Below are 14657 nucleotides of genomic sequence, written 5' to 3'. Positions count from 1 at the left end.
TCACCGGCCGCACCATACGTGTTGACGAGTCGACACTTGGAGTCTGACGGCTCCCTGCCCGGCAGGTTGGGTCATGCGTCAGACCTGACAGCCCCGGTCTGAGCTTTGCGTGCGAGCAGGTGAATCGACTGGAACTGTCGTCGGTCGGTGGGCTGAGGCTCACGCACCGTCCGGGCCACCTCGGCCAGCCCTGATTTGAGCAGCATCGCGGCGAGGCGGTCAGGCGACCACCGATAGGCCGGTGCGACTGTGTGATCGAAGATCTGCGTCGGGTGAGACGGATCATCGCTGGCCCAAAAGCCGAGCAGAAGGTAGCCGCCAGGTGCCAGCACGCGGTGGAACTCCGACAAGATAACGGGGAGTTCTTGCGGTGGGGTATGGATGATGGACCATCGTGACAGTGCGCCACCCAGCACGCCGTCGCTGAAGTTCAGCGCGGCCATCGAGCCCACGTCGAACTGCAGGCCCGGATATGCCTGGCGAGCCAACTTGATCATCACGGGAGAGGCGTCAACGCCGGACACCGCGAGCCCCAGTTCATCCAAGTACGCAGTGATATAGCCAGGCCCGCATCCCAGGTCCGCGACCTGACCGCTCCCACTCGCACGTGAGAGCTCGGCGAAAGCGCTCAACAACGCGCGCTCGAGGGGCTCGTCACGCAACGAGTCGGCGAACCGGTGCGCATACACGGGGGCAATGGCGTCGTACGCCTCGCGGGTAGAACTGAGGGCATCGTGTTCGGTCACGCCCGCGACCGTAGTCCCTGGCACTGACACAAGCCGAGAGAGTCACGATCTTCCCTCCGGCCCGTTCGCCCCGAGCCATAGGTAGTTCAGAGAAGTCGGAAACGACGTCCACACGGCCGGTGGCCGCGTCGAACCTCACCGCCTGGACGTGCCGCGGGGGCGTCACGCGTAGTTGCGCAGTTCGGGCCACATCTCGCCCCAGGGGCGGCGGGGGCCTGTGCAGATGTAGACGTGGCCGCCCCATTCGATGTTGTGCACACCGTCGGGGTTGGAGAGCGTGGCGGCCACGCGGACGTGCCGGAAGTACTGGCGCAGACGGGCGGCGTACTCGGGGGCGTGGTCGGGGCCGGGGGCGACGGCCACCACGGTCGTGGCGTGTGGGTTGCCGGGGCCCCACCACCAGTCGGTGTTGTGGGCGCTCACGGCGGTGGGCAGCCCGGTACCGCGGCCGAGTTCGTTGATGGCGCCGGCCTCGCCGTAGTCCGCCGCGAAGATAACCGCGTTCGCGCGCTGACCGGACGGGAGCCCGGTCCATGCCTGCCGCACCGTGCCGACCAGTTGGGGCCAGCCCAGGGATTCCCCCGAATTCGTGCTGATGTCGTACGTCCAGGCCACGTCGGAGGGCGGCAGTACCGGCAGCACGATCACGGCGAGCAGCGCGGCCGAGGCGGCGGTTCCGATCATCAGGCCGCGCGGCCGGTCCGGGCGGGAGTGCAGCCACCCGTCGAGCCCCACCGCCCCGGCCGCCAGCAGACACACGTACAGTCCGCCCAGGTAGTACACCTGCGCTCCGGTCGTCACGGCGAACAGCACGAACAGCACGGCGTACGCGGTCACCAGGCACCGCCACAGCGGCCGGCCGGACCGCCACAGGAACCGCAGACCCGCCACCCACAGCACCGTCATCGCCAGGCAGGACATGCCGAGCTGCCCCACGATCCAGGTGAGGATGTTCCCCGGGCCTCCGTTCTCGCCGTTCAGCGCCCGCGTCATCTCGAACATGGCCCAGCCGTGCCGCGACTGCCACCACAGATCGGGCAGCACGATCAGCACGGCGATCACCGCGCCCGCGAGCAGCCGGCGGTCTGCCGCGGTCCGGCGGGCCGGGCCGAGCAGCGCGGCGGCCAGCAGGACGATCCCGAAAGCAGCCGCGAGGTGGTTGAATTCCGCGCCGATGCCGACCAGCGCTCCCGCGGCGAGCCACCACCGCATGTCGCCGGTGCGGCCGATCCGTACGACCACGAGCGCGATCGCCGCCCACGCCAGCACTTCGTACGACGTGGTGTTGGCGACGTGCGCGCCGCCCAGCAGCACGGGCATGGTGCCGGTCGCGACCGCCGCGAGCAACTGGGCTCGCCGCGCGCCGCCGAACTCCCGCGCGGTCATCCCACCCACGACCACCGTGCCCGCGGCGGCCAGCGCGGGCCACAGTCGCAGGCCCGCCTCCGAGACACCGAACAGCGACAGCGAGACCCGGGCCAGCAGCGGCGCCAGCGCCGGCTGGTCCACATAGCTCGCCTGGAGGTGCCGGGCGCAGTCGAGGAAGTACAGCTCGTCGATGTGGAAGCCGTAGCGCGGGGACAGCGCCATCAGCACGGCTAAGACCACCCCCGCGACGGCGAACACCCTTCGGTCCAGCGGTGCGATCCGCCCGCCCGCCTCCCCGGCCTCGTCCGCACGCCGCCCCACGTCCGCCGCGTCTGTCGCGTCGGCCATCCCCGCCACCCCCGCTCCTCGGCCCCTCGGTCGCGTCGTCCGCGCGGCCGGGGCGGCCCGGCGCGCACGGCTCCCGGGCCGCTCGCACCTTACGCACCCGGTCCGCGCCCGGCGAAGCGCCCCCGACCAGGCTCTGACGCTCCGGTCGGTGTTGCACGACTGCGAACAGCGGATCCGCTGCCAGGACCCGCGGGATCAGAAGTGGCCGCTGGCCCCTGTATTCGCCGAACAGACTTCCGCGCCCGTGGCTCTTCGGTCAAGCGGTGGGCCGGTGCGCCTGGTTCGCCTCGCGAAGCGCTGCCCAGGCGTCCGCGATGGGGCCGACGTGCGCAAGCTTGTCCGGGTTGTTCACCGCGCGGATCGTCTGGATCCGCCCGTCGAGTACGTCGAGCGCCCAGGTGCTGAGGACCTGGCCGTCCCGGTCGCGGAAGATCGCGCCCGGCTGGCCGTTCACCTGCTGCGATTCCACGACGCCGGCCCCCCTGATGACCAGCGGGGCGAAAGCCGCGAGCAACCGGACCACGTGCTCGGCACCGAGGGTGATGGGGTTGAACCGCGGGGCCTTGCCGCCACTGTCACCGATCATCGACACGTCGGCGGCCAGCAGCTCGGTCAGCCCGTCGACATCCCCTTCCCGGAAGGCGTCGAAGAACCGTTCGGCGAGCTCCTCGCGCTCTTTGCGGTCGGCCTCGAACCGGGGTCGGCCCGCGTCCATGTGACGGCGCGCCCGTACCGCGAGCTGGTGGCACGCCGCCTCCGACCGTCCGACGGCCGATGCGATCTCCGGGAAGCCGAAGGCGAACACCTCCCGCAGCACGAAGACCGCGCGCTCGAGCGGGGTGAGCCGCTCCAGCAGGAGCAGGGCCGCCATCGACAGTGAGTCCGCCAGCTCCGCCGACCGCGCCGGATCCTCGTACGGGTCGGTCAGCAGCGGTTCGGGGAGCCACGGCCCGACGTACTCCTCCCGCCGGACGCGAGCCGAGCGCAGCACGTCGATCGAGATCCGGGTGACCACGGTCGACAGGAACGCCTTGGCCGACCCGGGCCGGGCGGAGGTGGCCTGGTAGCGCAGCCAGGTCTCCTGGACCGCGTCCTCGGCCTCGCTCACACTGCCCAGGATCCGGTAGGCGATCGAGAACAACAGCGGCCGCAGCTCCTGGAACTCTTCGGTCTTCGTCACGCCGGCTCCTCCTTGAAACTCTGCCGCCACGAGGGTGGCGCGACTCCGGGTTGCCGAAGCCGCGCCTCTCGGGTCATCAACTACCACTGCCTGCTGTCTCGCCGGCAGCAGGGCCGGCCTCGTGGCGATCCACGAAGGCGCCGTGGCCCGTGGAACGCGCTGCTGTTCAACGCCACCGTCACCAGGGCACCACCGAGCCGTCCTCGCTGAAGAACCCGGCGGTCGGTCCGTCTGCGCCGAGGGTGGCCAGGCGCACCACGACTGCGGCGCCCTGCGCGACCGTGAGGAAGCCGGTGTGGTTGTTGCTGTCCGTGTCGACGTAGCCGGGGGCGGCAGCGTTGACGAGAACGCCGTCCTTGCGCAGTTCATTGGCGTACTGCACGGTCAGCGCGGTCAGCGCGCTCTTGGACGGCGAGTACGCCGCAGACGGCAGCAGCGAGGCAAAGGGACCGTCCGGATCGCTGGTGAGGGTCAGCGACGCGGCGTGGCTGCTGACGTTGACGACGCGTGGTGCCGGTGACCGCCGTAGCAGCGGCAGCATGGCGTTCGTCACCGCGATCACCCCGAAGACGTTGGTCTCGAACACCGCCCGGACCATGTTCAGTTCGACGGAGCTGGGGATCTGATCGTGGGCGTTCTCGGGCGAGACCTGTCCGGAGCCGGTGATGCCGGCGTTGTTGATCAGCACGTCGAGGTGGCCGAAGCGCTCCTCAACCTGCTGCGCCGCCTCGCGGACGGTGGCCTGGTCGGTGACGTCCAAGGTGACCGCGTGGGCGTCGCCGCCTGCCGCGCGCAGCGCCGCTGCTGTCTCCTCCCCGCGTCGCGGGTCTCTGGCGCCGACCAGGACCGTCATGTGCAGCGCGGCAAGTTGCTCGGCAATCCCGCGGCCGATCCCCTTGTTCGCCCCGGTGACCAGCGCGACCTTCTGGTGTGTGGTCTCCCCGCTCATGGCCGGCTCCTTCTTGTCGAGGTGGGTTCGCTCAGAACCTGTCTTCGCAACCTGAGACGAGACAGCCCGGCCGTCTCTGACATGCGGACAGACGAACCCGAGCCCGTCGCCAAGGGCAGGACCATCACGGTCACCGGCAAGCTGACCCGCGCCGACTGGCAGACCCACTGTTTCCGCAGCTACGGCGGTCGAGCGGTCAAGCTGCAGTTCCGCAAGGCCGGCGCCGGTAACTACAGCACCGTCAAGACCGTGCGCGCCGACGGCGCCGGAAGCCTGAAGACCACCGTGACCGCCTCCACCGACGGCTACGGGCGCTACGTCTTCACCGGCACCAGCTCCACCGCCCCGGTCAAGACCACCGGTGACTTCGTCGACGTGCGGTAGCTGCTCCGCGCACCGGGCCCTCAGTGTCGCTATGACGGCCTAAGGGCATGGCCCCAGGAGCCCGCCGCCAACAGGAGGGGGGGGTGGTCGGCGGCGGGCCGCTCTCACTCTGACACACCGGGGGTCGTCCCCCTGTCGGAGTCGGGGCGTCCGGTGGCGGCCACGCCGCATCCGGCCAGGGGCCAGGCACTGGCCCTACGGCCCGGCGCGGTCGACGGCTCTGGGCGAGCCTGGCCGATCTGCGGGTCACCCTCGGCCGCTGAGCGGGTCAGGGCAGGAGGTCGGCGACGAGTTCGGCGAACTCGCCGGGCGACACGATCCGGACCGCGAGGTCTTCGGCTTTGGCGCGCTTGGATCCGGCGCCTTCCCCGGCGACCAGGAGCGAGGTGCGCTTGGAGACGCTGGAGGAGGACTTCCCGCCCGCGCGCTCGATCAGTTCGTTCATCTCGTTGCGGCTGAGCTTCTCCAGCGGACCGGTCATGGCTCCGGTGACGACCACAGTCATGCCGTCGAGCGGCCCGGCTGCCACCGCCACCGCGTCCTCGGCGCCGTCGGGGGCAGGGGGTGTGGCTCCGGGCTCGGTCATGTTCACCCCGGCAGCGAGCAGCTTGTCGATAACGGGCGTCAGCTGGGCGAGTTCGGAGACGATGACGGGCGCCTTCTCCACGCCGATGCCCTCGACCTGCTGCATCGCCTCCGCGTCCGCAGCCCGGATGTGGTCCATGGTGGCGAAGTGCCGGGCGATGCGCCGGGACATCGAGCGTCCGGTGCCGCGCACGCCGAGCGCGCACAGCACCCGTGACAGCGGCCGGGTCTTGGCCTGCTCGATCGCGGCGAGCAGGTTGTCGGTGCTGGTCGGGCCCATGCGCTCCAGGGTGAGGAGCTGGTCGCGGGTGAGGGTGAACAGGTCGGCGAAGTCCTTGATGAGGCCGGCGTCGGTGAGCTGGACGACGCGGGTCAGGCCCAGGCCTTCGATGTCGAGCTGGTCGCGGCCGACGGCGTAGGAGACGGAGGCGACCAGGTGGCAGTCGCGGCCGCGCTCGCACCGCCAGCGCTGCTCGGAGGTGTCGATGCCGGACCCGCACTGCGGGCAGACCTCGGGGAAAACGATGGGCTGCTCGGTGCCGGTGCGCAGGTGGGCGAGGGGGGCTTGGACGCGGGGGATGATGTCGCCGGCCTTGTAGACCATCACCTGGTCGCCGATGCGCAGGTCGCGGCGGGTGATGTCGTTGGGGTTGTGGAGGGTCGCGTAGCTGACGGTGGACCCGTCGATCTCCACCGGTTCCAGGACCGCGCGCGGGGCGATGATGCCGGTGCGGCCCACGTTCCACTCCACGTCCAGCAACCTCGTGACCTTCTCCACCGCGGGCAGCTTCCACGCGATCGCCCAACGCGGCGCCCGGGAACCGGAACCGGCGGCCTGCTGATCAGCCGCCAGGTCGGCCTTGATGACGATCCCGTCGATACCGAACGGCAGCTCGGCGCGGAGCGCGGCGATCTCCTCCACCCGCGCCTGCACCTCCTCCACCGAGGTGGCGGTGCGGCCGGGCACGGGGGTGGCCGCCGTGGTGTTCACGCCGAGCGAGGCGATGTAGGCCATGAGGTCGCTGTGCGCGAAGCCGGACAGACGCTCCGCCAGTGCGGCATCGGTGGCGGGCTGAGGCAGGCAGCCGTAGCCGAAGAACGTCATCTCCAGCCGGTACGGGCGGTCCTTGGCCCGCAAGGTGCCGGCGGCGGCGCTGCGGGGGTTCGCGAACGGCTCCCCGCCGTGCTCGGTGCGCACCGCGAGCGCGGTCTCGAACTGGGCTGCGGTCATCAGGACCTCGCCGCGCATCTCCAGCGTCACCGGTCCGGCCAGCGTCTCGGGCAGCCCGACCAGGGTGCCGATCGCGTGCGAGACATCCTCTCCGGCCGTCCCGTCGCCACGGGTGATCAGCTGGACCAGCTTGCCGTCGCGGTAGCGCGCGGCGACCGCCAGGCCGTCCAGCTTCGGCTCCACACTCCACCCGGTCACCGGCCGGCCGAGCCGGCGCTCCAGCGAGGCCGCCCACGTCACGAACTGCTCGGCGGAGAACACGTTGTCCAGACTCAGCATCGGCTGCGTGTGCGGCACGTCCCCCTCGACAGCACCGCCGGCGACCTTTCCGGTCGGCGACTCGGGCAGTACCTGCTCGGGATGTTCGTCCTCCCACGCAGCGATCGCCCGTACAAGGCGGTCGTAGGCGTCATCGTCGAGCGCGCTGTCCCCGCCCGCGTAGTAGGCGGCCGCGGCCTTCACCGCGGTCTCGACGGCGTCCGCGTAGGCAAGGTCATCGGCAATCACAGCATCGGTGGTCGTCATGCCGCCATCGTGCCCGCCACCACTGACAATGAGCGTCCCGGTCACGAGACCGGGGTGCGCTTGGGTGATCGGCTGTCGCATCGTGAGGGGCTTCGTGCACAGCGTGTCGCAAGGGCGACATGGGACAGGACAGGGCGTCATCCGATCGCCTTTGTCGGCTCTCCGGCTGGCGGCCTCTGCAGATCGAGGCTGCTGCGCAGGCTGACCGGCTTCAGCAGCGCGGCGGCGACGAGGGCGAGCACGGCCGCGGCGGCCGACAGGAGGAAGACCTGCGCCGTCGCGTCGCCGTAGGCCACGCGAATGATCGCCTGCACCGCGGGAGTCTGTGCGGCGCCGTCCGCGGCGCCGCCTCGGCCGGACAGCCCGGCGGAGGCCATCCCCTGCGCGACCTGGTCGTGGACGTGGCGGGCCAGGACGGCGCCGAGGACCGAGACGCCGATCGTGCCGCCGAGGGAACGGAAGAAGGACACCGTGGAGCTGGCCGCGCCTATGTCCTTCAGCGGCACGGTGTTCTGCACGACGAGCACGAAGTTCTGCAGCGTCATGCCCACGCCCATCCCGACACACAGCATCGCCGCGCTCAGGAAGACCATGGGCGTCTTGTAGTCGATGATGCCGAGGCCCGCGGAACCGAGTGTGAGCAGGCCGGCGCCGGCGACGACGAACGGTTTGATCTTCCCGGTTCGGCTGATCAGCCGGCCGGCGACCGTGGAGGCGATCAGAATGCCGGCCATCATGGGAATCGTCATGAGGCCCGCCTCCGTCGGGCTGTGGCCGCGGCTGAGCTGGAAGTACTGACTCAGGAACACCGCGCTTCCGAACATGGCCGTGCCGACGGCGAGGCTGCCGATAATCGCCAGGGCGGTGGTGCGCTGCTTCACGATGGCGAGTGGTACGACGGGCTCGGCAGCGTGCGCCTCCACCCACAGGGCCGCGGCGATCAGGGCCAGCCCGCCGGCCACCATGGCAGCGGTCTGCCACGAGGCCCACGCGAAGGAGTTGTCGACGAACGACACCCAGATGAGCAGCACGCTGACGCCTGCGGCGATCAGGGTGGCTCCCAGGTAGTCGATCTTCACGTTCTCGCGGCGGATGACGGGAAGGTTCAGCGTCCGCTGGAGCAGAAAGAGCGCGACGGCGGCGATCGGCAGACCGATGAAGAAGCACCACCGCCAGCCCAGCCATGAGGTGTCGACGATGACGCCGCCGAGCAGCGGCCCGCCGATGGTCGACGTGGCCGTGACGCTGCTCAGGTAGCCGCTGTACCGGCCGCGCTCCCGCGGCGGGATCATGGCCGCGAGCGAGATCTGGACGAGGGCCTGCACACCTCCGACGCCGACACCCTGCAGGGCCCGCGCGGCGATGAGCTGCCCGCCGGTCCGGCTGACCCCGGAGGCCAGGGCGCCCAGCACGAAGACGGCGATGGAGGCCTGGACGAGGGTCTTCTTGCTGAAGAGGTCGGCGAGCTTGCCCCAGATCGGGGTCGTCGCCGTGGTGGTGAGGAGGGAGGCGGTGACGACCCAGGTGTACTGGGTCTGCGACCCGTGCACGGCCCCGATGATCTTCGGCAGCGCGCTCGAGACCACCGTACTGCTGAGGGTCGACACGAACAGGGCGAGGAGCAGGCCGCTGAGTGCCTTCAGCACCTGCCGGCGGGACGTGGGCGTCGTGTCCGTGGAAGTGGACTCGTTCACTGCGGCGCTCATCAGACGGGCTCCAAGCCACCGGTTCGCCACACACGGCGTATAGCGAAATCGCTTCACCATACACCGCGTATAGTGAAGTCATGCCTCCCCCCATTGCGCAGCGGGCGGTCAGCCGGGACACGGCCTTCACCTCTGGTGCGGTGGCCGCGGGAGACACTGGGCGTATGCAGCCCACCCGCACTCCCCGTAAGAACCTGCGCGAAGAGCAGAAGAGCCTCACGCACCGCCGACTGCTCGAAGCGGCCGTCACGGTGTTCGCCGAGAAGTCCTTTCTCGACGCGCGGATGGAGGACATCGCACAGACCGCCGGGGTGACACGGGCCACGGTCTACGCCCACTTCCCCGGCAAGGCCGAGATCGTCGACGCACTCGTGGACCGCGTGTACGGCGTGATGGAAGAGGCGTACGCCGACCTGACCGCGCTTCCGCGATGGACCCGGGCCGACATCCGGACGTGGCTCGACGGCGCCGAGGCCCGCTGGCGGGAGATGGCACCCATCCGCCGGGTCGCCAACGCGGCATCCCCGGCGGCGCTGCGCAGCCTCGGCGACGGCCGCGTGCAGTACATCGAGGCGCACGAGCGCTACGTCGGCATGCTCGTCGGGCATTCCGAGCGATGGCGAGGCGTCCCCCCTGCGGAGGCTCGCCAACGGGCGCTGATGGCCGTGCTGCAGACCGAGTCGTTCTTCTCCGCGTGGATCGCCGTCGGCTGGCCGCTGGACACCGCCGACCCCCTCCACCTCCTGGCCGACTCCCTCTGCCACCTCCTCGCCCCCGCGCTGGAGAACGACGCCACACCCGTCTGACCACGAGGGAGTTCGGTGTTCGCCGTGGCCGGCTGCGGCGCTACCGCAGATAATCGCCGGCCTCGGCTCCCAGTACGTTCAGAAGAGCCAGAGCCTCGGCGCCAGGGGATCCTGGCGGCGCGCTGTAGAGCACGAGGTGCTGGTCGCGGTCCGTGAGCGTGAGCGAGTCGCAGTCGACGGTGATCTCCCCGACGACCGGGTGGCGGAAGGTCTTCGTGAGCATCGGCGCGGCCTGCACGTCGTGCCGCTCCCAGAGCCGGGCGAAGTCGGCGCTGGCGTCGCGGAGTTCGTCGACGAGGCCGGTCACCGCGGGATCCGTCGGGTAGCGGGCGAGGGTGGCACGGAGCTCCATGACGACCTGGTGCCGGAATTCGGCGGCGTCGGAGATCCCGTACAGCGTCTTGTCAGGTCGCGCGGGCCCGAGGAATGCCCGGCGCGCGAGATTGCGGTCCTTGGGGGCGAGCCCGGCAAAGTCCTCCATGAGCGCGGCCGCGAGGTCGTTCCACGCGAGCACCTCGAACGCGGCGGAGACCACGAAGCCGGCTGTCTGCGGCAGCCGTTCGAGGAGCGCGAGGATGCTCGGGCGGACGTCGCGCCGGTGCAGCCGGGTACGGGTCGGCGCGGTACCCGCGAGGACGTGGAGGTGGTCGGACTCGGCGTCGGTGAGCCGCAGCGCGCCTGCGATCCCGGCGAGGACCTCGCCCGACGGCCGCGGCGCCCTGCCCTGCTCGAGCCGGACGTAGTACTCCGTGGAGATGTGCGCCAGCACCGCGGCCTCCTCACGGCGCAGGCCCGGTGTCCGGCGTCGCGGTCCGGAGGGGAGGCCGACGTCCTCCGGCCGGAGCCGCTCGCGACGGCTACGGAGGAACGCCCCGAGTTCCTGTTTGTCCATACGCCCAGTGTGCGCGCGGCGCGGCGGCGGATCCTGGTACAGCCTGTGCCTGTATCCGGCCGGCAGCCGGCCGGACGCTGTTGCCATGACGAACAACACGAACACCACCGACAGCGCACCCATCGGCCTGCTCACCGGCAAGGTCATCTTCATCACCGGCGCCAGCCGCGGCATCGGGGCCGCCGCGGCCCGGCTCTTCGCCTCCGAGGGCGCCGCCGTCGTGCTCGCCGCCCGCAGCACCGACGCCCTCGACCGCATCGTGAAGGAGATCCGCGCCGACGGCGGCGTCGCCGACGCCGTCACCCTGGACCTCGCCGACCCCGCGAGCATCCGCGCGGCGGTCGACCACGTCGAGGAACTGCACGGACGGCTCGACGGCGCCTTCAACAACGGCGCGGTGATCCAGCAGCCCGGCCCGCTCGACACCACCAGCGACGAGGACATCGACGCGCAGTTCGGCGTCAACTTCCGCTCGCACTGGACCGCCATGACCGCCGAGGCCGCACTCATGCGACGGATCGGTGGCGGGGCGATCGTCAACACCTCGAGCATCGGCAGCCGCCGCGCGAACCCCGCCCTCCCCGCATACGGCGCCATGAAGCGCGCGCTCAACAGCATCACCGAGAGCGCGGCGGTGACCTGGGGCCGTGAGGGCATCCGGGTGAACGGCATCACCCCCGGCGGCACCGCCACAGAGATGATCGACGAGTGGGAGGCAGCGACTCCGGGCATCGTCGAGGCCAACAACGCGGCGACCCCGCTCGGCCGCATGGCCCAGCCCCGCGAGGTCGCCGAGGTGGCCGCGTGGCTGCTCAGCGACCGCGCCTCGTACGTGACCGGCGCGATCGTCCCGGTCGACGGCGGCGCCGGCGCCTGAAAGGGGTGAGGCGGTCGACGATGGCCGCGCAGAGGCGAGGATCGGTGAACGTCTTGGTCCAGCCGCCGAAGGACTCGTTGGACGTGATGGCGACGCTGTTCTTCTCCTCGCGCTCGGTCAGCACCTGGAAGAGGAGCTCGGCGCCGTGGCGGTCCGACGCGGCTATAGCGGGCGATGGTCTCGCGCGGCGGCTGCCGCCTCCAGCAGGGGCCAGCCGTCGACCTCCACCGCCCGCCGCTCCCCCGGCTGCCACCCGCGGGCCGATGCCGCGTCGAGCAGGGCCCGGACGGCGCCCGGTTCGTGCAGGTTCAGGGAAGCGCCCCGGACGTACCCCACGTCCCCGGAACCCATGGGGAACCCGCCCATGTAACGGCCCGGGCCCTCGGCAAAGACGATGCGCAGCGGGCCGCCCGTGCCGGCCGGCTGCGGATACAGCGTCAGGGTTCCGCGGCAGTCCGCGGACCGGCCGCCGTCCAGCACGCGGTGGCTATGGCGGAGCGTCCACAGGTAGACGCGCCCGTCGGCAACCAGCCGGCGGGGCTTCTTCGGGCGGGGCACGGACCCGAGGATACGCGGCCGTTTGGATCAGCGGGCAGACCAGATGAAGATGCCTGCGATGCAGAGCCCTGCCAGGTAGACGGTCGCGGTCTTCTCGTAGCGGGTGGCGAGGCCGCGCCAAAGGTGACACGTCGCAGGAGAAGGCCGCGCTACGGTCCGGGGATGCAACGGTCTCCAGAACAGGTCCCCGCGCTCCTTGACGGTCCGGGCGTTGATGTCTCCGATACCCGTGAACTCCTCCTCGGCTACCTGGAGTGGTACCGCGAGACGTTGATGCGGAAGCTCTCCGGACTGTCCGAGGACCAACTCCGCACCCCGGTGCACCCCTTGGGCTGGTCGCCACTCGGCTTGGTCCAGCACCTCGGCTGGGTCGAACGCCGGTGGATGCGCTGGGGGTTCGCCGCCGCCGACGTCCTTGCCTACCCGCCCGGCGGCGACGAGGCCGAATGGAGCGTTTCTGCAGGCACGCCCACCGCAGAGGTGATGGCCGCCTACCGCGAGGAGGTGTCGGCGGCGACCTCCCTGGCCACGGCGGCCAACCTGACCGACAAGGCCGGGCACGGCGGACGCTTCCAGAGCCCTGACCAGGCTCCCTCGCTTGGGCGGATCCTCTTCCACCTACTCCAGGAGTACGCCCGGCACGTCGGCCAGCTCGACGTGGCCCGAGAGTTGATCGACGGGGAGACAGGCGAGTAGCACCCTGGCCACGCGCAGCGATAGTTGGCCACCGCGCACTTCAAGTGGCCATTGGCGCCTACTGACACCGTCAACGATCATTTCCGCTCGACCCTGGCATGGGTTCGATCGTGGACCTCAAATCGTGTCCTGCTGCGTGGGCGGCAGGTCCCGGCCTGCGGGCCGGGCTCAGAGGGCCACGCGCGCGGCAGTACATCGGCCGGGGTCGACGCGGACAGGGGTTCAGCCCACCGGCTCGTGCTCGGGTGAGGACGACGGTGCGCCGGTCCATCGGTGCAGGGCGGCTTCGAGGCCGGTGACGGCGGCGATGCCGGTGGTGTCGCAGGCCCAGGCGACCACCCCGTCCGGGCGTACCAACACCCCGGTCGGCGTCGCGTGGTCGTCGGTCACGCTGCTGACGCGCCCGGCCCAGGCCGCGGCGAGGCGGGCGAACGCGCCGTCCGCAGTGCGGTCGAGCAGCAGGAACCCGCCGCTGTGACCGTGGTCGACCAGGCGGGAGCCGTCCCTCAGCCACAGGTCGGGGACGAGCCGGCCGACCAGCGGATGGTCGCCGGGCAGGTCGATGCGCTGCGTGACGCCGGAGATCTTCTTGACCGCGTAGGTCGTGCCGTCCCGAGTGCTCAGCAGATCGCCGACGACCTCCCGGAGCGCGGCCGACTTGGCGTCCCCGCGCAGCACCGCGATCTGGGCCCGCGTCCAGTCCAGCACCCAGGCGCCAAGGGGACGACGCTCGGCGTCGTAGGTGTCGAGCAGTCCTTCGGGTGCCCAACCGGCGGCCACGGCACCGAGCTTCCAGCCGAGGTTCATCGCGTCGCCGACCCCGAGATTGAGCCCCTGGCCGCCGAACGGCGGGTGCACGTGCGCGGCGTCGCCGGCCAGCAGCACCCTCCCCGACCGGTAGGTCGCGGCCTGGCGGGCGTTGTCGCTCCAGCGGGTCGCGGCGCCGCGCAGGGCGTTCAGCGTGACGTCGGTGCCCGAGACCCGGCGCAGACTGGTCTGCAATTCCTCCAGGGTGACCGGCGCCGAGCGGTCGGCGGGAGCGCCGCCGAACTCTACGGTGACCACCCGTCCGGGCTGTGGCCCGTAGCGGTACGCCCCGCGGGCCGACCACGCCCATCCGTCTCCGAGCTTGTCCGGGTCGGCGATGTCGACGACGGCCAAGTGTCCGGTGAGCTCGGGGTCGGTGCCGGGGAAGCCGATGCCCGCGAGGCGGCGCACGGCGCTGTGCCCGCCGTCGCATCCGACCAGCCACCCGGTGCGCACCGTGCCGGCAGTGGTGCCGACGAGCACGCCGTCGCCGGTGTCTTCGAGCGCGGTGACCTCCACCCCGCGATACACCGGTATGCCCAGTCGCGCGACATGGCCGGCCAGCAGTTCCTCCAGCTCACGCTGCGGCACCATCCTCGCTCCGGCGGCCGCGGCGTGCGCGGCGAGGTCGGCATCGGACCAGTCCACGAGCTCGGCGTCGAGGATCATCCCCGCGAAGTGCCCGGTGAACCGCGACTCGCGCGCTCGCCGGCCGCCACCGGGCTGCTGGTCGTCGGCCATGCGGGCGAACGACCCCACCCGCTCGAGCAGCTCTCGCTGCACCTGTTCGGCGGCAGGCAGCAGGCCGCGGCGGTCGAGTGCCTCGGCCGTCGGCAGGTTGATCGACACCGCCTTCATCGCCTCGTCCGGCTCGGCCCGTCGCTCGAGTACCTGCACCGTCGCCCCCGAGAGCGCCAGCTCCGCGGCGAGCACGAGGCCCACCGGCCCGGCTCCGACCACGGTCACGTCCACGTCCTGGTTCACATCAATATTCACGAA

The 14657-nt window shown here is 71.0% G+C and carries 13 protein-coding genes and 1 pseudogene; 4 read left to right on the top strand and 10 right to left on the bottom strand.

Features of this window, described 5'->3' with window-relative positions; translation table 11 throughout:
* Nucleotides 1-71: 71 nt before the first annotated feature.
* The 4 genes from OG607_RS44585 to OG607_RS44570 form a co-directional block, all read right to left on the bottom strand.
* Nucleotides 72-746 carry a class I SAM-dependent methyltransferase gene (locus tag OG607_RS44585; RefSeq protein ID WP_405736281.1) on the bottom strand — a complete coding sequence of 225 codons (675 nt, stop codon included), beginning with the start codon at nucleotides 744-746 and terminating at the stop codon, nucleotides 72-74.
* A gap of 162 nt (nucleotides 747-908) precedes the next feature.
* Complete coding sequence (locus OG607_RS44580; RefSeq protein WP_405736277.1) at nucleotides 909-2462, bottom strand: ArnT family glycosyltransferase; 1554 nt, start codon at nucleotides 2460-2462, stop codon at nucleotides 909-911.
* A 256-nt stretch (nucleotides 2463-2718) separates the two neighbouring features.
* Nucleotides 2719-3642 carry an RNA polymerase sigma-70 factor gene (locus OG607_RS44575; protein ID WP_405736275.1) on the bottom strand — a complete coding sequence of 308 codons (924 nt, stop codon included), beginning with the start codon at nucleotides 3640-3642 and terminating at the stop codon, nucleotides 2719-2721.
* Nucleotides 3643-3820: 178 nt separating this feature from the next.
* Nucleotides 3821-4591 (bottom strand): SDR family oxidoreductase, encoded by a 771-nt coding sequence (locus tag OG607_RS44570; protein WP_405736272.1) that lies wholly within the window; start codon nucleotides 4589-4591, stop codon nucleotides 3821-3823.
* A gap of 81 nt (nucleotides 4592-4672) precedes the next feature.
* Between OG607_RS44570 and OG607_RS44565 the strand changes: the two genes are divergently transcribed.
* Nucleotides 4673-4975 carry a hypothetical protein gene (locus OG607_RS44565; RefSeq protein WP_405736269.1) on the top strand — a complete coding sequence of 101 codons (303 nt, stop codon included), beginning with the start codon at nucleotides 4673-4675 and terminating at the stop codon, nucleotides 4973-4975.
* A gap of 268 nt (nucleotides 4976-5243) precedes the next feature.
* Here the strand turns inward: OG607_RS44565 and ligA are convergent, their stop codons facing one another.
* Both ligA and OG607_RS44555 read right to left on the bottom strand, forming a co-directional pair.
* Nucleotides 5244-7316, bottom strand: a complete 2073-nt coding sequence (ligA, locus tag OG607_RS44560) for an NAD-dependent DNA ligase LigA (protein ID WP_405736267.1) — start codon at nucleotides 7314-7316, stop codon at nucleotides 5244-5246.
* A 137-nt stretch (nucleotides 7317-7453) separates the two neighbouring features.
* Nucleotides 7454-9022, bottom strand: coding sequence for an MFS transporter (locus OG607_RS44555; protein ID WP_405736264.1), 1569 nt, complete (start codon nucleotides 9020-9022; stop codon nucleotides 7454-7456).
* An 80-nt stretch (nucleotides 9023-9102) separates the two neighbouring features.
* Between OG607_RS44555 and OG607_RS44550 the strand changes: the two genes are divergently transcribed.
* Complete coding sequence (locus tag OG607_RS44550; RefSeq protein WP_405736262.1) at nucleotides 9103-9828, top strand: TetR/AcrR family transcriptional regulator; 726 nt, start codon at nucleotides 9103-9105, stop codon at nucleotides 9826-9828.
* Between the two features lie 40 nt (nucleotides 9829-9868).
* On the opposite strand, the gene OG607_RS44545 is transcribed toward OG607_RS44550, so the two are convergent.
* Nucleotides 9869-10720: a helix-turn-helix transcriptional regulator gene (locus OG607_RS44545; RefSeq protein WP_405736259.1), complete on the bottom strand. Its 852-nt coding sequence runs from the start codon at nucleotides 10718-10720 to the stop codon at nucleotides 9869-9871.
* 85 nt (nucleotides 10721-10805) lie between these two features.
* On the opposite strand from OG607_RS44545, the gene OG607_RS44540 reads away from it, so the two are divergent.
* Complete coding sequence (locus tag OG607_RS44540; protein ID WP_405736257.1) at nucleotides 10806-11597, top strand: SDR family NAD(P)-dependent oxidoreductase; 792 nt, start codon at nucleotides 10806-10808, stop codon at nucleotides 11595-11597.
* A 4-nt stretch (nucleotides 11598-11601) separates the two neighbouring features.
* On the opposite strand, the pseudogene OG607_RS44535 reads toward OG607_RS44540, so the two are convergent.
* Nucleotides 11602-11751: pseudogene (locus tag OG607_RS44535) on the bottom strand (ATP-binding protein); the annotation flags it as partial.
* A gap of 8 nt (nucleotides 11752-11759) precedes the next feature.
* On the bottom strand, nucleotides 11760-12155 hold the full coding sequence (locus tag OG607_RS44530) for a hypothetical protein (RefSeq protein ID WP_405736255.1): 396 nt from the start codon (nucleotides 12153-12155) through the stop codon (nucleotides 11760-11762).
* A gap of 162 nt (nucleotides 12156-12317) precedes the next feature.
* Here OG607_RS44530 and OG607_RS44525 point away from each other — a divergent pair, with 162 nt between their 5' ends.
* Nucleotides 12318-12851, top strand: a complete 534-nt coding sequence (locus tag OG607_RS44525; protein WP_405736253.1) for a DinB family protein — start codon at nucleotides 12318-12320, stop codon at nucleotides 12849-12851.
* 222 nt (nucleotides 12852-13073) lie between these two features.
* On the opposite strand, the gene OG607_RS44520 is transcribed toward OG607_RS44525, so the two are convergent.
* Complete coding sequence (locus OG607_RS44520; RefSeq protein ID WP_405736250.1) at nucleotides 13074-14654, bottom strand: FAD-dependent oxidoreductase; 1581 nt, start codon at nucleotides 14652-14654, stop codon at nucleotides 13074-13076.
* Nucleotides 14655-14657 lie beyond the last annotated feature (3 nt).

The organism is Streptomyces sp. NBC_01537, assembly GCF_045040445.1.
Lineage (GTDB): Bacteria > Actinomycetota > Actinomycetes > Streptomycetales > Streptomycetaceae > Actinacidiphila.
This window is presented reverse-complemented; position numbering and strand designations above follow the sequence as displayed.